The sequence below is a fragment of the Stenotrophomonas sp. 3diitr2024 genome (assembly GCF_042136455.1).
GTDB classification, from domain to species: domain Bacteria; phylum Pseudomonadota; class Gammaproteobacteria; order Xanthomonadales; family Xanthomonadaceae; genus Stenotrophomonas; species Stenotrophomonas sepilia.
Window position 1 is genome coordinate 1 of record NZ_JBHHMJ010000748.1, and the last position, 18338, is coordinate 18338.

Consider the following 18338-nt stretch of genomic DNA (forward strand, 5'->3'; position numbering starts at 1 on the left):
CGTTGGCGCCATGGATGGCGCCATCGAGCCCCCATGGACGGGTTTACGGCGTGTCCTGCAAACCCACACCGCCCCGCCATTCCACGGAATGCCCGCTTCTGATGTTGATGTTGCCTCGGCGGGTGCCGGGCGCAGCCCGGCAAAATCCCTCTACCGGAAGATCACCGTGGCCTCGGTGCCCTTGCCCGGCTCGCTGGCCAGGCTGACCTTCCAGCCGAAGCGGTCGCACAGCCGGCGCACGATCGACAGGCCCAGGCCGGTGCCCTGCGGACGGCTCGGCTCGGCGCGGTAGAACGGTTCAAACGCGCGCGACAGCGCCTCGGCGGACATGCCGATGCCGGTATCGCGCACCACCACCCGGTCATTGAGCACGTGCACGTCGATACGCCCTTCGTCGGTGTAGCTGCAGGCATTGCGCACCAGGTTGCTGACCACCACCTGCAGCACCCGCGGCGGTGCGTGCAGCTGTACCGGGCCGTCGCCGTGCAGGTGCACCGATACGGGCCGGTTGCCCAGCAGCTCGTTGGCGTTGTCCACCTCGTAGCGGACGATGTCGTTGACGTCGAACAGCTCGATCTGCGGTTCGACATCGGCCTCGCGGGCCAGGATCAGGAACGCATCGATCACCGCCTCCATGTCACGGCCTGCACGCTGGATGCGCTGCAGGCTGCGGCGCAGGCGCGGCTGCAGGGTTTCATCGCCAAGGGCCATGTCGCTGGCCACGCGGATGACGGTCAACGGCGTGCGCAGCTCATGGCTGGCATCACGGGTGAAGTTGCGCTCGCGCGCCACGTGCGCGCTGACCCGGTTGGCCAGCGAATGCAGTGCGGCCGCCAGCTGGCGGGTCTCGCCCTGCATGTCCGCCGGCAGCTTGTTCGGCTCCAGATCGGCCGCTTCGGGGTGGCCCGGGTCCCAGCGCGAGACGCGCCGCGCCAGCCAGTTCACCGGCGACACCAGTCGCTTGGAGGCACGGTAGGTGACCCAGCTGGCGCCATACACCGCCAACAGGGTCAGCAGCACCGGCACGATGCCGAACCAGAACGCCAGCATCTCCGCGCGCGAGCGCAGGAACACCAGGTACAGGCGACCGGCAGGGCGCACGTCGACCAGCACCAGCTGGTCGTCCTGGGGCAGCTCGTGGAAGCCAGGCTCCAGGGTGCGCAGGTTGGCCGGCAATGACAGTGCCGACTGCCCGCTTTCCAGCAGGTAGCCGCGGATGTTGTGGGTGTTGGGCGGCGGCTGCACCGGCGACGCCTCGTGCAGCGTCCAGTAATAGGCCGCTTCCTCGCGCAGGGCGGCGCCGACCAGGCTGTGCTTGATCACCAGCGAGACCAGCCAGGCACCGAGCAGGATGCCCAGGCTGGCCAGGACTGCCTGCAGGATGAAGGCGATACGGATCTTGCGCGGCAGGCCGTGCGGCATTGCGGGGTCCCGGTCAGAGCGCTGCGATTATAGGCAGCGCGCTGCGCCGTAGTCGTGCACGGACGCTGACCGGCGGCAGCGCCGGCCGGTCATCCGTGCCCGGTGCGGGGTCGTTGCCCGGCCGGGCCTGATGCTGCACAGGCCGGGCCCCGATCAGGCCATCGGCTGGGCAATATCGGCAATGCGATAGCCGGCGCTCTGCACGGTGTGCAGCAGCGGACGGTCGAACGGCTTGTCGATGATCTTGCGCAGGTTGTACAGATGGCTGCGCAGGGTGTCCGAATCCGGCAGGCCATTGCCCCAGATCTCGCGTTCGATCTCCTGGCGGGTGACCACGCGCGGCGATTCGCGCATCAGGATGGTCAGCAGGCGCAGGCCGATCGGCGACAGCTGCAGCTCGGTACCGGCACGGGTAGCCCGCATGCTGACCGGATCGAGCACCAGGTCGGCGACCTTCAGCACCTCCGAACCGACCTGGCGGCGTTCGCGACGGATCAGCGCGCGCAGGCGGGCTTCCAGCTCCTGGATCGCGAACGGCTTGGTCAGGTAGTCATCGGCACCAAACCCGAGGCCGGTGAGCTTGTCGTCCAGCGTGTCGCGTGCCGTGAGCATCAGCACCGGCGTGGACTTGCGCGCATCGTTGCGCAGGCGACGGCACACTTCGATGCCATCCAGGCGCGGCAACATGAGATCGAGCACCACGACGTCATAGCTGTTCTCCGCCGCGAGGCGGTAGCCATCCAGGCCGTCCTGTGCATAGTCGACTTCGAAGCCGCGACCTTCCAGGTATTCCCCGATCATCTCGGAGATGTTGCGGTTGTCTTCGACCACCAGCACCAAGCCGGAGGTCTCCTTCGTCTGACGCATGTGATTCCCTCTAACTTCAGCTTTGTGAAACATGCCGGATCGACGGTGGACGCGATGTGAAGTTCCGTCAAGAGGTACACAAACGGTTCAGAGCAGCGGCCTGAGCAGCGGCCAGACGTTGTCCAGCACCTTCGGCTGCGCCTGCGCCGTGGGGTGCAGGCCGTCGCCCTGCATCATGCCCGGCTGCAGGGCCACGCCCTCCAGCAGGAACGGCAGCAGCGGCACCTTGTACTGCGTGGCCAGCGCCTTGTAGGCCGCGGCCAGGCGCTGGCGGTAGGCCGGTCCGTAGTTGGGCGGCACGTCGATGCCCAGCAGCAGCACCTTGGCACCGGCCTTCTGGCTGGCCTGCACCATTTTTTCCAGGTTGCCCTGCACCTGCGCCGGGGTCAGCCCACGCAGCGCGTCATTGCCGCCCAGCGCGATCACCACCACGGTCGGCTTCTCCCTGGCCAGCAGGCCCGGCAGGCGGGTCAGCGCGCCGGCGGTGGTTTCCCCGCTCATGCTGGCGTTGACGATGCGCGCCGGGGTTTTCGACTGCTGCCTGACCCGCTGTTGCAGCAAGCTGACCCAGCCGGCGTCGGCAGGGATATTGTGGGCGGCACTGAGGCTGTCGCCGAGCACCAGCACGGTGCCAGCCGTACCTTTGGCACAGGCCAGCCCCGGCAACAGCAGGAACCCTAGCAGCAGCACCATCATCGCGCCGGCTCGCCGGCTCCATCCCGTCTTGCGCATTGGAGTCTCCTCATCGACAGCCTGTCCCCCCGCAGCGCGCCCGTCGCCATCGCCGTCGACCAGGTCGGCAAATCCGTGCAGGGCCCGGAGGGTGAAGTCCACATACTGGACAACATCACCCTGACCGTCCATGAAGGCACCAGCGCGGCCATCGTCGGCGCCTCCGGTTCGGGCAAGACCACCCTGCTCGGCCTGCTGGCCGGGCTGGACCTGCCCAGTCGGGGCCGCATTGCGCTGTCGGGCCAGGACCTGGGCGACCTCGATGAAGAGGCGCGGGCCCAGCTGCGCGCGCGCGAGGTTGGCTTCGTGTTCCAGAGCTTCCACCTGCTGCCGGCGCTGACCGCCGCCGAGAACGTCGCGTTGCCACTGGAACTCGCCGGGCGCGAGGATCGCACGCGGGTCGATGAAGTGCTGGCCCAGGTCGGCCTCTCCCATCGCGCCCGCCACTACCCGCGCCAGCTGTCCGGTGGCGAGCAGCAGCGCGTGGCACTGGCGCGTGCCTTCGTCACCCGGCCGCGCATCCTGTTCGCCGACGAACCGACGGGATCGCTGGACCATGCCACCGGCCAGCACGTCAGCGACCTGCTGTTCGAACTCAACGCCGGCAGCGGCACTACCCTGGTACTGGTCACCCACGACCTGCGCCTTGCGCAGCGTTGCCAGTACATCCATCGTATCGACGACGGTCGCCTGCTGCCGGTTGAGCGCGGAGCCCAGGCATGAACCTGCTGCGGCACGCGTGGCGCGCGCTGCGTCGCGAGGCGCTGGCCGGCGACCTGCTCACCGTGTTCGCCGCACTGGTGCTGGGCGTGGCGGTGATGACCGCGGTGGGCACGCTGGTGAACCGGGTCAACCTGGCGCTGACCGGCAGCGCGGCGGAAATGCTCGGTGGCGATCTCGGCATCGCCGGGCGTGATGACCCGCCGCAGGCATTCGCCGACGAGGCACAACGGCGTGGACTGGCCTACACCCGCATCGCCAGCTTCGGCAGCGTGCTGTTCCATGGCGAGGCCAGCCAGATGGCGAGCATCAAGGCGGTGCAGGCGGGCTATCCACTGCGCGGCACGCTGCGGGTACGGGCCACGCCCGGCGGTACGTTGATCACCGATGCCGGCATGCCGCCCAAGGGCCAGGCCTATGCCGACCCACGCCTGCTGCAGGGGCTCGGGCTGAAGGCCGGCGATGATCTCGAGTTCGGCGCCGGCACGCTGCGCATCGCCGGCATCATCGAGGCCGAGCCGGACACCGGTGGCGACCTGCTGACGCTGTCCCCCACCCTGCTGGTCAACCGCGCCGATGTGGAAGGCACGGGACTGCTTGGCCCCGGCAGCCGCATCAACTACCGGCTGATGTTTGCAGGACCGCCCGGGCTGGTCGCGTCCCTGCGTGAGTGGCTGCTGCCACAGGTGAAGGGCCTGCGCCTGCTGAGCGTGGATGACACCCAGCGCGGCGTGCGCCAGGCCTTCGATCTGGCCGGGCGCTTCCTCGGCCTGAGCGCGCTGCTGGCGGTGCTGCTGGCGGGCGTGGCCACCGCATTGGCGGCCAACCGCTTCGCGCTGCGCCGCATCGACCAGGTGGCGATCCTGCGCTGCCTGGGTGCGCGCCAGCGCGACATCCTGCTTGGCCTGGCACTGCAGCTGCTGATGCTGGCGGTGCCGGCCTGTGCGCTCGGCATCGGCCTGGGCATGGCCGCGCAGGAAGGCCTGGTGCAGGTACTGGGCAGCCTGGTGCCGCAGCGCCTGCCGTTGCCCGAGGCGATGCCTGCGCTGACCGGCGCCGGCATCGGCCTGTTGCTGCTGTTCGGCTTCGGCCTGCCACCGCTGCTGCGCCTGCGCGGGGTGCCGCCGATGCGGGTGCTCAACCGTTCCTTCGCTGCCCTGCCGCCGGCGTCACTGCTGGCCTATGTGGCAGCGCTGGCGGCCAGCCTGCTGCTGGCGGTACAAGTCACCGGCGACCTGAAGCTGGCGTTGTGGGTGCTGGGCGGCCTGGCCACGCTGGCACTGGCCGCCGGGGTGGTCGGCTTCGTGCTGCTGCAACTGCTGCGCGGCCTGCAGCACCGCCTGCACGGCCACTGGCGGCTGGGCCTGGCCGCGCTGACCCGGCGCCGGATGCTGGCGGTAATGCAGCTGGTCGGGCTGTCGCTGTCGCTGTGCGCGCTGCTGTTGCTGGCCGTGACCGGCCCCGGCCTGCTGCAGCAATGGCGCGAGCGCCTGCCGGCGGACACGCCCAACTACTTCCTGATCAACATCCAGCCCGAACAGCGCGACAGCGTGCTGGCCACGCTGCGTGGACTGGGCGCCGGTGACGCCAGCATCGAACCGATGGCCACCGGCCGCCTGATCGCGATCAATGGCAAGCCACCGCTGCGCGTGGACCGCGAGCCCGGTCAGGACGGACAAGCGGCACAAGGCGAAGGTCAGCGCGATGACGACGACGAGAACCGGCCACTGAATTTCAGCTGGCGCAGCACCTTCCCGCCGGCCAATACGCTGGTCAATGGCACGTTCTGGAAAGCCGACAGCACCGCGCCGGAAGCTTCGGTGGAAATCGGCTGGGCCAAGCGTTACGGCGTGTACCCGGGCGATCGCATCACCATTGCAGTGGGCGAGCAGGAACGCGAGTTCACCGTCACCAGCGTGCGCAAGGCGGACTGGAACACCTTCCGGCCCAACTTCTTCGTGCTGTTGAACCCCAACGCCGTGGGTGACACCCCGCACAACCTGCTGTCGGCATTCCACCTGCCGGCCGGCAAGGCGGCCGGGCTGGGCGAGCTGGTGCGTGCGCAGCCGAACCTGTCGCTGCTGGACGTGGATGCGGTGATTTCGCAGGTGCGCGATGTGATGGAGCGCGTGGCGCAGGCGGTGCAGCTGGTGATGGTGTTCAGCCTGCTGGCCGGCGTGCTGGTGCTGCTGGCCGCGCTGCAGGCCACCGCCGGCGAGCGCCGCTACGACAGCGCGGTACTACGCACGCTAGGTGCGACCCGGCGCCAGTTGCGTGGCGCGGTACTGGTGGAGTTCGGCGCGCTGGGCACGCTGGCGGCGATGCTGGCGGTGGGGGCGGCCGCTGCGATCGGCGTGGCGGTCTCGCAGAAGGTGTTCGAGCTGCCATTGCTGCCGCCGTGGTCGGGGCTGCTGATTGGCGGCGTAGTCGGCATCGGCTTGAGCCTGCTGGCGGGCTGGTGGGGCACGCGGGCGATCCTGCATACTCCGCCGGCATTGGCGTTGCGCGAGGCCTGAATCGTTTGCGCCTCCGGACGGCGTGCCGAGCAGGCTCGGCAGCCACCGGGAGCAGGTGGATGCGGTGCCGGGTACGCCGGCACCCCTCTCCACTGCGGCGATCAGCCTTCCTTCGGCGCCTTTTCCACGTACTTGGCGAAGACCTCGTCGATCTGCGCGTCCTTCACCTGTTTGCCGGACTGGATCTCTTCGGCCTGGGTGAACAGCGGGATGATCATCGCCATGCCATCGAGCTTGGTCTTCAGGTGCACGCCCGGGGCCTGGCCGAGGAAGCCGTCCCAGCGCTGGCGCACTTTGGCCCAGTAGCCGGCGGTGGCCTTCCAGTAGGCGCGGGCCGGGGTGAAGTCGACCTCGGTTGTCTTGACGTAGTCGTTGAAGCCGAACTCGCGGGCGATCTCCACCTGGCTGCCGTCGGCGTTGCGCTGCACCTTGGTATTGAACTGCTCGTGGGTCCAGCCATTGGGCGTGAGCGTGTGGCGGTTGACCACGGCCAGCGCGTTGTAGTCGCTGCGCTTTGTGTATTCACGACGCGGCAGCGGGCGCCAGCTCAGGTCGCTGGTCCAGCTCGGCACGTTGTTGGTGTACGTCCATTTGCCGGTGCCACAGTAGCGCGGTGCATCGCTCACTTCATACACGCACTGGGTCCAGGCGCCCTGGTTCACCGCTGCGGGAATGCGGCGTACCTGCCAGGTCTGGTCGGCGCTGAACTCGAAACGGCTGGGCGCTTCGTAGACCCAGTCCTGGCGCCAGTGCTTGGTGATGTGGCCGCTCTTCTCATCGAGCAACAGGTGCTGCAGCACGATGCGCTGCGGGGTGTCCTCGACCACGATGACCACTTCGCTGCCGCCGCTGCGCATCGCCGGCGCACGCTCGTAGCCGGGCTTGAGCAGCACGGTCTCGTCGAACGCGAAGTCGACGGTGTACTCGCCCTGCATGGCGAGGATGCTGTCGTGGTCGCGGGCGATGTCGGAGGGCTGCGCGCTGGCCACGCCGCTGGCAGCGAGCAACAGCATGACGCTGGCTGTCTGGAACTTCATCGGGTCTTCCTTCGGGGTTGCAGGTTCGTTGAGAGGCCTTCCAGGGCCGGCGGGCGTTCCATCAGGAAAGGATCACAGGCGGATCAGCGGCAGGTCGCCGGGAATACGGGGTGTCGGCCGGCGCGCGGCGTCGGCGCAGCAGCAATCGTCGATCGCCAGCTCGCCTTCGGCACCTTCCAACCGAGCGATGCGACGCGCGGTGGCCGCGCCCAGCGAGGACAGGGTCGACAGGCTGGCTGCCAGCGTGCGGCCCTCGTCCGCGGCATGCAGGCGCAGCGTGCACAGGCGCCAGCGCTGGCCACCAAGATGGCCGGCCAGGCGCCGCCACAGGCGTTCGCCGACACTGCCCTCGCTGTCATGCTCCGGGCCCGGCGGCAGCGCCGCGACCAGCCGGTCCCAGGCCAGGAAATCGCTGTCGGGCAACAGGTACAGCCGCCACACGCAGCGGCCGCGGGCATCGAGGAAGCACAGGCTTTCGCGCACGCCCTCGCTGTCCACGCCCTGGCAGGCGTGCACGCGCACCGCCTGGCGCCAGCCACCCAGCTCGTTGCCGTCGGCGTGGTACAGGCACAACACGGTGCCGAGCGTGGCCAGCTGTGCCGGGGTCGGCCAGGCCGCGCTGCCCTGCACGGCGATGGCGTCATTCCTGCGTGCGGACAAGGCGCGGCTCATGAGGTCACCAGGAAACGGCAAGGCTGGCGGAAAGGGTGCGGCCCGGGCTGGTGTAGCGATCCAGCACGCGGCTGGTCGCAGACAGCGTCGAACCCACGTTGGACCAATCGATGTAGCGCTTGTCGCCCAGGTTGAACACGCCGACGTTGAAGGTCGCGCCCGGGGCGAAGTTCCAGTGCGCCATCAGGTCGGCCACGCCGTAGCCGGCCGGGCGGTACACCGTCGCTGCAGTGACGCGGTCCTTGCGCTTGACGAAGGTACCGGCCAGTTCGACGCCCCAGGCGTCGGTGTCGTACATCAGGCCGACGGTGCCGCGCAGCGGGTCGACCGAATCCAGCGGAGTGTCCTCGGTCTTGTTGTCGCCGCGCGACCAGGCCACCGAGCTGCGCAGCGCCCAGCCCTGCAGCGCCGGGTTGATCTGGCCGAAGTCAACGCCAGCCTTCAGTTCGGCACCGTAAATGCGCGCATCGGCGATGTTGCGCGACTGGAACACCATCAGGCCCTGGGCGTTGGTGCCGACCAGCGACTGCGACTCGATGAAATCCTTGTATTCGTTGTAGTAGCCGCTGACGCTGACGTAGGCGGCCGGTGACAGGAAGCGCAGGCCCAGCTCCATGCCATCACTGGTTTCCGGCTTCAGGTCCGGATTGGGGATGGCGGTGTAACCGAAGGCGAAGTTGGTGAAGCCCAGGTTGACGTCGTTGTACGGCGGCGAGCGGAAACCATGCGAGTAGCCGGCGAACAACGACCATTCGTCGGTGAAGCGATAGACCACGCCCAGCTTCGGCGAGACGCTGGTCTTGGTCAGCCTGGCCACCGCAACGCCGGGATTGTCGTCGGCGAAGATGCTGTCCACTTCCGGCTTCAGCTCGTAGCGATCCACGCGCACGCCCGGCACCAGCGACAGCTTGCCGCCGGCCATGCGCATTTCATCCTGCGCGTACAGGCCCAGCTCGGTGGTCTTGCTGATCGGGAAGTCGCGTACCGGGAAGGCGTCGGGCAGGATGGTGGTGCTGGTCTGGCCATTGGCCAGAACCTGATAGCCGTCGCGCTTCTGGCGGATCTCGGTACGCGCACCTTCGAAGCCGTAGGTCAGCGCGTGTTCGACACTGCCGGTGCTGAACGCCTTGTTGAATTGTGCCTGCAGGCCGTACACGCGCTGGTCGAAGTTGAACTCGCGGTGGCGGCGGCTGCGGTTGGCGCGGTCTTCGTCGGTGATCTGGTTGGTCTCGCTGTGCTGGGTATACAGCTGCCAATGCAGGTTGTCGGCGAAGCCCTTGTCCAGCGCATCCATTTCATGGGCGAACGACACGCGGGTGCGGTTCTGCGTGTCGCGCGCCTTCATGCCGGTGGTGGTGGTGCGGTCGATCGAGGACAGCACGTTGGTATCGGTGTTGTCTTCGTTGCCTTCCACAGTCAGGCGGAAGCGCTGGTCCTCGCTCGGTGCATAGACCAGCTTGGCCAGGCCACTGCGACCGTCGCGGTCCTGCGGGTTGGGCGCGGTACGAGTGTTGTCGAGGCTGCGAACATCGCCCTTGTTACCGGTTTCCTGGCCCTGGCGATGGTTGATGTTGACCATGCCGCTCCAGTGTTCGCCGCCGAACGCGCTGGTCACGCCGCCGAGCAGGCCCTTCCACTCACCGTCGTAGCCGAACTTCAGGCCGACATAGCTGTCCTTGCCATCCTTCAGGTAATCGGCCGGATCCTTGGTGACGAAGGCCACCACGCCCCCGAGCGCGTCGGAACCGTACAGCGAGCTGGCCGGGCCACGCACGATCTCCACGCGCTTGAGCGTGTCCAGATCGGTGAAGTTGCGGTTGGCGTTTGAGAACGAGCCGATGTTGAAGCTGGTGGGCATGGCGATGCCATCGGTCTGCACGCGCACGCGGTTGCCGTCCAGGCCACGGATGCGGATGCTGCCAAGGCCGAAGCGCGCGGCGCTGCGGCTGACCGACAGGCCCGGCTCGTAGCGCAGCAGATCCTTGATGTCCTGCACCAGGTGCCGGTCCATCTGCTCGCGGTCGATGACATCCACGGTGGCCGCCACGTCACTCACTGCCCGCTCGGTGCGGGTGGCGGTGACCTGCACGCGGTCGAAGTCGCGCGCATCAGGCGCGGCGGTGGCCGCGGCAGCAGCATGGGCGGACAGCGGCAGGGCCATCCAGACGGCGAGGCAAAGGGCGGTAGGGCGGGTCATCGGGTTCGTTCGGTCAGGCAGGGGAACCCCCGGTTACCGGCACACCCGGGAGGTGCACGCGGTAGACCGAGGGGGAGAGAGCGGGCTCGGACGGGTCGCCCACCCTGCCGGCGCTGCCGGCAGGAGGGAGGGAGGCGGGCGACCAGGCCGCGATTACTTGGTCAGGATCAGCTTGTCGTTGCTGGTGTGCCGCAGGCGGTAGAAGCGGTCGCCGTGCTGGATCAGGACTTCACGACGGCCCTTGAGCAGGGCTTCGCTGTCGATGACCTCTTCCGGCGGAACGACACGGACCGGACGATCGCGGAGGGTCAGCGTTTCGGGGCGCAGCAGTACAGGTTGAGCATTCATGAGCATCTGGACTCGTGCGAGGGACGAGTCAAATGATAATGATTCTCAGTTGACAATCAACAACCATTCTCAATTTGACTGATGGGATTAATGATCGAATTCGAAAATTCGATAGTCACCATCAATCAAAAGACGGCACAGCGCTTTTGTAGAGTCGAGCCATGCTCGACTGCTCTTGGCACCGTAGCCTGGAAACGCACGCGCTGCGCGCGGAGTCGAGCATGGCTCGACTCTACAAAGACCTGGTCAATCTGAAGTCCAGCATGGCTCGACTCCGCAAAGGGCTGTCAGGCGAAGGCGGCTTCGACCTGCGCCCAGCCAGCCGCATCGACCTGCTCCAGCACCTCCAGCGCCTGCAGGTTCTGCAGCAGCTGGCTGACCCGGCTGGCGCCGAGAATCACGCTGGAGACGTTCGGGTTGCGCAGGCACCAGGCAATCGCCAGCGTGGCCGGGGCGTGGCCCAGCTCACGCGCCGCTTCGCTGAAGCGGCGCACCTGGGCCAGGCGGGCCTCGGAGTCGTCACCCAGCACCAGCGCCTGCAGCCATTCCATGCCCTCGCGGCCCAGCCGCGCATCGGCCGGAATGCCCTGGTCGTACTTGCCGGTCAGCAGGCCCGAGGCCAGCGGCGAGAAGATGGTGGTGCCCAGGCCGGCACCGGCATACAGCGGCGCATACTCGACCTCGACGCGTTCGCGGTGCAGCAGGTTGTACTGCGGCTGCTCCATCGACGGGCCCTGCAGGTTGCGTGCTTCGGCGATGTCCAGCGCCTGCTGGATCTGCACCGCCGACCACTCCGAGGTCCCCCAGTAGAGGATCTTGCCCTGCCGCACCAGGGTATCCATGGCATGCACGGTCTCGGCGATCGGCGCGTCCGGATCCGGGCGATGGCAGTAATAAAGGTCCAGGTAGTCCACCCGCAGGCGCTTGAGCGCGGCATGGCAGGCGTCGGTCACATGCTTGCGCGACAGGCCGCGCTGGGTCGGCCGTGGGTCCTTGGCGCTGCCGAAGAACACCTTGCTGGAGACGCAGATGCCATCGCGCGGCAGGCGCAGGTCGGCGATCACATCGCCCATCACCTGTTCGGCGCGGCCGTTGGCATAGCCCTCGGCGTTGTCGAAGAAGTTGACGCCGTGGTCCCAGGCGGCAGCCACCAGGTTGCGGGCCTCGTCGCGCGGGATCTGGTCACCGAAGGTCACCCAGGCGCCGAAGGACAGGGCGGAAATCGGCAGGCCGGTGGAGCCCAGGCGGCGGTATTGCATGCGAATCTCCTGCTGCGGGCCCGCATCCGGGCCGGGATCGAGCCCCATTCTACCTGCCGCCGCCGGCCGCAAGCCCTTGCCGTTGCTGGCCTGATCGGTACCGATGGGCGCGCGCACGCTGCTTTTTCTTGCCCCGGCCCCTGCCCTGCACTAGGCTTCCCGTTTTTCGCGACGCCCCAGGGGAGTCACTCACATGGTCGAAGGTTTGGGCAGGATCGGCTTCGGCCTGTTCGGGTTGGCGGTGCTGATCGGCATCACCTGGTTGTTTTCCAACAACAAGCGTGCGGTTGACTGGAAGCTGGTTGCCACCGGTATCACCCTGCAGATCGCCTTCGCGGCGCTGGTGATCCTGGTGCCGGGCGGGCGCGACGTGTTCGATGCGCTGGGCAAGGGCTTCGTCAAGGTCCTGAGCTTCGTCAACGAGGGCTCGGGCTTCATCTTCGGCTCGTTGATGGACACCAAGAACTACGGCTTCATCTTCGCCTTCCAGGTGCTGCCGACCATCATCTTCTTCTCGGCGCTGATGGGGGTCATGTACCACCTCAACGTCATGCAGGCGATCGTGCGCGTGATGGCCTGGTCGATCACCAAGGTGATGCGCGTGTCCGGCGCGGAAACCACCAGCGTCTGCGCCAGCGTCTTCATCGGCCAGACCGAGGCGCCGCTGACCGTGCGCCCGTACATCGCCAGGATGACCCAGTCCGAGCTGCTGACCATGATGATCGGCGGCATGGCGCACATCGCCGGCGGCGTGCTGGCGGCCTACGTGGGCATGCTCGGCGGTGGCGACCCGGCGCAGCAGGCCTTCTACGCCAAGCACCTGCTGGCAGCGAGCATCATGGCCGCACCGGCCACCCTGGTCGTGGCCAAGCTGCTGATTCCGGAAACCGGCACCCCGCTGACCCGCGGCACGGTGAAGATGGAAGTGGAGAAGACCTCCAGCAACATCATCGACGCGGCCGCTGCCGGTGCCGGTGACGGCCTGAAGCTGGCGCTGAACATCGGCGCGATGCTGCTGGCATTCATCGCCCTGATCGCGCTGCTGAATGCACCGCTCACCTGGTTCGGCGAAGTGACCGGCCTGGCCGCTGCCATCGGCAAGCCGACCAACCTGTCGACCATCTTCGGTTACGTGCTGGCCCCGATCGCTTGGGTGATCGGTACCCCGTGGGCTGATGCCACCACCGTCGGTTCGCTGATCGGCCAGAAGGTCGTGATCAACGAGTTCGTGGCCTACACCGAGCTGTCGCAGATCGTGAACGGCCAGGTGGCGGGCGTGAGCCTGTCCGACGAAGGCCGCCTGATCGCCACCTACGCGCTGTGCGGCTTTGCCAACTTCAGCTCGATCGCGATCCAGATCGGCGGCATCGGCGGCCTGGCGCCGGAACGTCGCCACGATCTGGCCAAGTTCGGCCTGCGCGCGGTGTTGGGCGGTACCATTGCCACCTTCATGACGGCGACCATCGCCGGCGTGCTGACGCACTTCAGTTGAACCCCTGGTTGAGAAAAGATTTCCTATGAGCAGCAGTGTCGTTGTCGTCGGTTCCTTCAATGTCGATCACGTGTGGCGGTGCGAGTCGCTGCCGGCACCGGGTGCGACCATTGCCGGCCGCTACAGCACCGGCCCGGGAGGCAAGGGCTTCAACCAGGCCGTGGCCGCCTGCCGCGCCGGCGCCGAGACGCACTTCGTGTGCGCGCTGGGCGATGACGCCGGCGGCGCCACCGCACGCGAACTGGCCGCGCAGGATGGCTTCGGCCTGATTGCCGAAGCCAGCAGCGAGCCAACCGGCACTGCGGGCATCTACGTGGACGCGCGTGGCCGCAACACCATCGTGATCGGCCCGGGCGCCAACGCCGCGCTCAGCACCGACTTCCTGCAACAGCAGCAGGCATTGCTCACCAGCGCCAAGGTGGTGCTGGTGCAGCTGGAATCGCCGGTGCAGACCATCGAAGCGGCGCTGGCCACGGCCCGCGAGGCCGGTGTCACCACCGTGCTCAACACCGCACCGGCCGACGCGCCCTCGACCATCGGCCTGCTCAAGCTGGCCGATGTGATCACCCCGAACGAGACCGAGTTCGCCGCGCTGCTCGGCCGCCATGTCGGTGAGCGCGTGGATGCCAACGATGTCGCCGCGCTGGATGGCGCCAGCCTGCATGCGCTCTGCCGCAAGCTGGTCGGCAACGGTACCGTGGTGGTGACCCTGGGTTCGGTGGGCGTGTTCGTCTCGCATGCCGACGAGAACCTGCGCGGCGATACCCAGCCGTACTACCGCGTCGGCGCCGAGCAGGTGCAGGCCATCGACACCACCGGTGCCGGTGATGCCTTCAACGGTGCGCTGGCCGCGTCGCTGGCGCAGGTGGCCGACGCCCCGTTCGCCCGCCACGTGCGCTTTGCCAACCAGTTCGCCGGTCGCTCGACCGAGAAGGAAGGCGCTGCAGCGGCAATGCCACGCTTCACCCCGGCCGACGCCGAAGCCAAGTAATTCCACGCCACGCGTGGATGACAAGGCCCGGGTGCACAGGCACCTGGGCCTTTCTTTTGCCCATTGCCCAGCCCCTGCGACCGCCTGTCACATTGCCCACATCCTGCCCCTCGCTCACGATCCGCGCAGCTTCCTTGCACGGGCAGGACATGGACGGATTCCCCTGGTTGCTGGTCGCGGCCGCAGGCAGTGCCGCTGCGGCGCTGCTGCATATCGGCTGCATCGCCTTCGGCGCCGCGTGGTACAGATACTTCGGTGCCGGCCAGCGCGTGGTCGGGCTCGCGCATGCGGGGCACTGGTGGCCACCGTTGATGACCGCCGGCATCACGGCCGTGCTGGTGGCCTGGACCCTGTACGCACTGGCCGCCGCGGGCTGGCATTCGCCGCTGCCGGCCAGCCGCCTGGTCCTGCCCGCCATCGCTGCCTTGCTGCTGCTGCGCGCCGCGACGGGCTTCGGCCTGGCACTGTTCCGGCCGGGGTACAACGGCCGGCGCTTCTGGGTGGTCAGTTCGCTGGCCTGCCTGGGCCTGGGGCTGGCCTTCGCCCTGGGTACCCGCCAGGCCTGGCAGAGCCTGGGTTAGCCGGCCACCATCGCCCGCCCTTGGGGGCGACGGAAGCAACCGTCAAGCATCTGCTGATGCCGGTACGGCATGAGGTCGGTGCCGATCGGCCTGAACCCGGGGCCGGCCGACACCGCCCAGGCCGCGCCCGCGCTCTACAATGGGCGCATGCAGATCGGCCCGTACACCATTGCCCCCAACGTCGTGCTGGCGCCCATGGCCGGCGTCACCGACAAGCCCTTCCGCCTGCTGTGCAAACGGCTGGGCGCGGGCCTGGCCGCCTCGGAAATGACCATCAGCGACCCGCGCTTCTGGAACACGCGCAAGTCGATCCACCGCATGGACCATGAGGGCGAGCCGGCGCCGATCAGCGTGCAGATCGCCGGTACCGAGCCGCAGCAGCTGGCCGAGGCGGCGCGCTACAACGTCGACCACGGCGCGCAGATCATCGACATCAACATGGGCTGCCCGGCCAAGAAGGTGTGCAACGCCTGGGCCGGCTCAGCGCTGATGCGCGACGAGCAGTTGGTGGCGCGCATCCTCGAAGCCGTGGTCAACGCGGTGGACGTGCCGGTCACGCTGAAGATCCGCACCGGTTGGGACTGTGACCACCGCAATGGCCCGCTGATCGCGCGCATCGCCGAGGACAGCGGTATCGCTGCACTGGCCGTGCACGGCCGCACCCGCGACCAGCATTACACCGGCCAGGCCGAGTACGCCACCATCGGTGAGATCAAGGCCGCCCTGCGCATTCCGGTCATCGCCAATGGCGATATCGATTCGCCGCAGAAGGCTGCCCACGTTTTGAAGGAAACTGGCGTGGACGCGGTGATGATCGGCCGTTCCGCACAGGGCCGGCCGTGGATCTTCCGCGAAGTGGCGCATTACCTGGCCACCGGGCAGGAACTGCCGCCACCGTCGCTGGCCGAAGTGCGCGACATCCTGCTTGGCCACCTGCACGCACTGCATGCCTTCTATGGCGAACCGCAGGGCGTGCGCATCGCGCGCAAGCACCTGGGCTGGTATGCCAAGGACCGGCCGGAGAACGCCGCCTTCCGCGCGGTGGTCAACCGCGCGGAGGATCCGCAGAGCCAGATCGCGCTGACCACCGAGTACTTCGACCGCTTGATTGACGGGGAACCGGCGCTGTCTTCGGCGGCCTGACCGCCTTGCCGCGTCGCAACGTCGAGCCTGCTCGACCGAATTGAACTCCGAGAGCCCGCCCCATGACCCCGCCGATTTCCTCCCCGACCTACCTGCACGGGTTTTCCGGCACCGAACAGCAGCGCCTGATGACCCAGGCGCGCCTGCTGGAATCGAGCATCTTCGGCCAGATCGACTACAGCGGTGCACGGCGCCTGCTGGAAGTCGGCAGCGGCGTGGGTGCGCAGACCGAGATCCTGCTGCGCCGCTTCCCCGAGCTGCACGTGACCGGCGTGGACCTGAGCGAGACCCAGCTGGCCACCGCGCGCGAGAACCTGGCGCGCACCCCGTGGGGCAGCGACCGTTACACCCTGCAGCAGGCCGATGCCGGCGAACTGCCGTTCGAGGCGCGCAGCTTCGATTCGGCCTTCCTGTGCTGGGTGCTGGAACACGTTCCGTCACCGGCACGCGTGTTGAGTGAAGTGCGCCGCGTGCTGGCGCCGGGTTCACCGGTCTACATCACCGAGGTGATGAATGCCTCGTTCCTGCTTGATCCGTACTCGCCGCACATCTGGCGCTATTGGATGGCCTTCAACGACTTCCAGTACGACCACGGTGGCGACCCGTTCGTCGGCGCCAAGCTGGGCAACCTGCTGCTGGCCGGCGGCTTCCGCGACGTGCATACCGAGATCAAGACCATCCACCTGGACAACCGCGAGCCTGCCCGTCGCAAGACCATGATCGCGTTCTGGGAGCAGCTGCTGCTGTCGGCGGCCGACCAGCTGCTGCAGGCCGGCTCGGTGGACGAGGAAACCGTGGAAGGCATGCGCCGCGAGTTCCGCCTGGTGCAGAACGACCCGAATGCGGTGTTCTTCTACTCGTTCGTGCAGGGCCGCGCGACGGTGTATTGAGCCGACGCGGCACCAATGCTCCCGTATCCACGCATGGCGTGGATCTACTCAACGACGCCGGCTGCGGGCGCTGATCGACGCAGTAGAGCCACGCCACGCGTGGCTGCCAGCGCCGATGTCCCTTCATCCACGCAGGGCGTGGAACTGCTCAACGGCACCGGCTGCGGGCGCTGATCGATGCAGTAGAGCCACGCCATGCGTGGCTGCCAGCGCCGATGTCCCTTCATCCACGCATGGCGTGGATCTACTCAACGGCACCGGCTGCGGGCGCTGATCGACGCAGTAGAGCCACGCCATGCGTGGCTGCCACCGCCGATGTCCCTTCATCCACGCAGGGCGTGGATCTACTCGGGCGCATGCCAGATCCGCTGCCACATCGCCGCCAGCCGGCGCCCGGCATCAGCGCGCGCGGCCGGGCTGCTGTAGTCCGCCCGCACCTGCTCGGGCACGATCGCCCGCCATTGCCCGTCCGCCTGCTCGGCGACGACGAAGTTGAAGGTGTAGTCCGGTTCCAGCCCCATGCGCAGATCGCTCAGCACAAGCCTTCCGTCCACGACCTGCGCACGCATGAAGCCACGGTTGAACCATTGCAGCTGCTGCACCGCCGGGATGGCCCGCGCTTCGCGCAAGGCCTGCACGTTGGACGCATGACCTTCGAACCGCATCGGCCCATGGTCGGCCACCAGTGAGCGATCACCCACCACGTAGCCATTGGGCGTCATCGCCACCACCCGCCACAGCAACGTATTGAACGGCATCGGCACCGAGAAGCGCGGCGCGTCACCCAGGCCCATCGCCGCCAGGCTCTGCTGGGCGGCCCGATCGACCTGCGCCTTGGCGATCAGCCCCCAGCCCAGGTAGCCACTGCTGAACAGCAACGCCGCGCCCAGCACCTTGCCCGCCCAGGGCCGCGCACGACCGAACCAGGCCAGCACGCAGCCCAGCAGCAGCCACACCGTGTAGCCAGGGTCGATGATGAAGACGCTGGAGCCCATGGTTGGGTGTGGCCGCAGCGGCCACCACAACTGGGTACCGTAGACGGTGAACGCATCCAGCACGGGATGGGTAACCAGCGCCAGCTGGATCGCCCAGAACCAGCGCAGCGGTGACTGCGCGACGCGACCATTGCCGAAGCGCTTGAGCAACCACCAGATCAGTGCGGCCACCCAGGGCAGCACCAGCAGCGAATGGCTGAAGCTGCGGTGTTCGGTCATGTTCGCCAACGGGTCGGCCGCAGTGAAGCCAAGCCACAGGGCGTCGAGGTCCGGCAGGGTGCCGAGCGCGGCACCGGCCAGCAGGGCCGCGCGGCGATGGCCGGGCGGAGCGATGGCAGCAGCGACGGCGCCACCGAGCACGATCTGGGTCAATGAATCCATGGGCCGATGCTAGCGGCTTGCGCGCGGTGTATGTAGAGCCGAGCCCATGCTCGGCTGCCGTTACACGCAATGAAGAGCAGCCGAGCATGGGCTCG

At 67.8% G+C, this 18338-nt stretch carries 17 protein-coding genes; 8 read left to right on the plus strand and 9 right to left on the minus strand.

Annotation, left to right across the window (positions count from 1 at the left end; all coding sequences use genetic code 11):
- Positions 1-150: 150 nt before the first annotated feature.
- The 3 genes from ABGA94_RS19710 to ABGA94_RS19720 form a co-directional block, all read right to left on the minus strand.
- Positions 151-1422 (minus strand): HAMP domain-containing sensor histidine kinase, encoded by a 1272-nt coding sequence (locus ABGA94_RS19710; RefSeq protein ID WP_065178739.1) that lies wholly within the window; start codon positions 1420-1422, stop codon positions 151-153.
- Between the two features lie 153 nt (positions 1423-1575).
- Complete coding sequence (locus ABGA94_RS19715) at positions 1576-2289, minus strand: response regulator transcription factor (RefSeq protein WP_002811889.1); 714 nt, start codon at positions 2287-2289, stop codon at positions 1576-1578.
- A gap of 87 nt (positions 2290-2376) precedes the next feature.
- Positions 2377-3021, minus strand: a complete 645-nt coding sequence (locus ABGA94_RS19720) for an arylesterase (RefSeq protein ID WP_032953941.1) — start codon at positions 3019-3021, stop codon at positions 2377-2379.
- Between the two features lie 75 nt (positions 3022-3096).
- Here ABGA94_RS19720 and ABGA94_RS19725 point away from each other — a divergent pair, with 75 nt between their 5' ends.
- Positions 3097-3744 (plus strand): ABC transporter ATP-binding protein, encoded by a 648-nt coding sequence (locus ABGA94_RS19725; protein ID WP_134972582.1) that lies wholly within the window; start codon positions 3097-3099, stop codon positions 3742-3744.
- Positions 3741-6257, plus strand: a complete 2517-nt coding sequence (locus tag ABGA94_RS19730; protein WP_375367967.1) for an ABC transporter permease — start codon at positions 3741-3743, stop codon at positions 6255-6257. The genes ABGA94_RS19725 and ABGA94_RS19730 overlap by 4 nt, the downstream gene beginning before the upstream one ends.
- A 101-nt stretch (positions 6258-6358) precedes the next feature.
- On the opposite strand, the gene ABGA94_RS19735 is transcribed toward ABGA94_RS19730, so the two are convergent.
- From ABGA94_RS19735 to ABGA94_RS19755, 5 genes are all read right to left on the minus strand, one after another.
- A complete protein-coding gene (locus ABGA94_RS19735; protein WP_053500081.1) occupies positions 6359-7294 on the minus strand; it encodes a DUF6607 family protein in 936 nt (311 codons plus the stop codon).
- A 72-nt stretch (positions 7295-7366) separates the two neighbouring features.
- Positions 7367-7966 (minus strand): Hemin transport protein, encoded by a 600-nt coding sequence (locus ABGA94_RS19740; protein ID WP_111127649.1) that lies wholly within the window; start codon positions 7964-7966, stop codon positions 7367-7369.
- 4 nt (positions 7967-7970) lie between these two features.
- The gene (locus ABGA94_RS19745) at positions 7971-10163 is read right to left on the minus strand and encodes a TonB-dependent hemoglobin/transferrin/lactoferrin family receptor (protein ID WP_277948695.1); all 2193 of its coding nucleotides are present in this window, start codon (positions 10161-10163) and stop codon (positions 7971-7973) included.
- Between the two features lie 153 nt (positions 10164-10316).
- A complete protein-coding gene (gene hemP / locus ABGA94_RS19750) occupies positions 10317-10511 on the minus strand; it encodes a hemin uptake protein HemP (RefSeq protein WP_188248395.1) in 195 nt (64 codons plus the stop codon).
- A 287-nt stretch (positions 10512-10798) separates the two neighbouring features.
- A complete protein-coding gene (locus tag ABGA94_RS19755) occupies positions 10799-11770 on the minus strand; it encodes an aldo/keto reductase (protein ID WP_134955936.1) in 972 nt (323 codons plus the stop codon).
- 193 nt (positions 11771-11963) lie between these two features.
- Here ABGA94_RS19755 and ABGA94_RS19760 point away from each other — a divergent pair, with 193 nt between their 5' ends.
- From ABGA94_RS19760 to ABGA94_RS19785, 6 genes are all read left to right on the plus strand, one after another.
- Positions 11964-13262, plus strand: a complete 1299-nt coding sequence (locus tag ABGA94_RS19760; protein WP_005415322.1) for a NupC/NupG family nucleoside CNT transporter — start codon at positions 11964-11966, stop codon at positions 13260-13262.
- Between the two features lie 25 nt (positions 13263-13287).
- Positions 13288-14253, plus strand: coding sequence for a ribokinase (locus ABGA94_RS19765; RefSeq protein WP_005415321.1), 966 nt, complete (start codon positions 13288-13290; stop codon positions 14251-14253).
- 149 nt (positions 14254-14402) lie between these two features.
- Positions 14403-14834 (plus strand): hypothetical protein, encoded by a 432-nt coding sequence (locus ABGA94_RS19770; protein WP_095379330.1) that lies wholly within the window; start codon positions 14403-14405, stop codon positions 14832-14834.
- 147 nt (positions 14835-14981) lie between these two features.
- Positions 14982-15977, plus strand: coding sequence for a tRNA dihydrouridine synthase DusB (gene dusB / locus ABGA94_RS19775; RefSeq protein ID WP_053500098.1), 996 nt, complete (start codon positions 14982-14984; stop codon positions 15975-15977).
- Positions 15978-16039: 62 nt separating this feature from the next.
- Positions 16040-16867: a class I SAM-dependent methyltransferase gene (locus ABGA94_RS19780; RefSeq protein ID WP_134955937.1), complete on the plus strand. Its 828-nt coding sequence runs from the start codon at positions 16040-16042 to the stop codon at positions 16865-16867.
- 33 nt (positions 16868-16900) lie between these two features.
- On the plus strand, positions 16901-17041 hold the full coding sequence (locus ABGA94_RS19785) for a hypothetical protein (protein WP_181357060.1): 141 nt from the start codon (positions 16901-16903) through the stop codon (positions 17039-17041).
- 170 nt (positions 17042-17211) lie between these two features.
- On the opposite strand, the gene ABGA94_RS19790 is transcribed toward ABGA94_RS19785, so the two are convergent.
- On the minus strand, positions 17212-18243 hold the full coding sequence (locus ABGA94_RS19790) for a metal-dependent hydrolase (RefSeq protein ID WP_111128366.1): 1032 nt from the start codon (positions 18241-18243) through the stop codon (positions 17212-17214).
- Positions 18244-18338 lie beyond the last annotated feature (95 nt).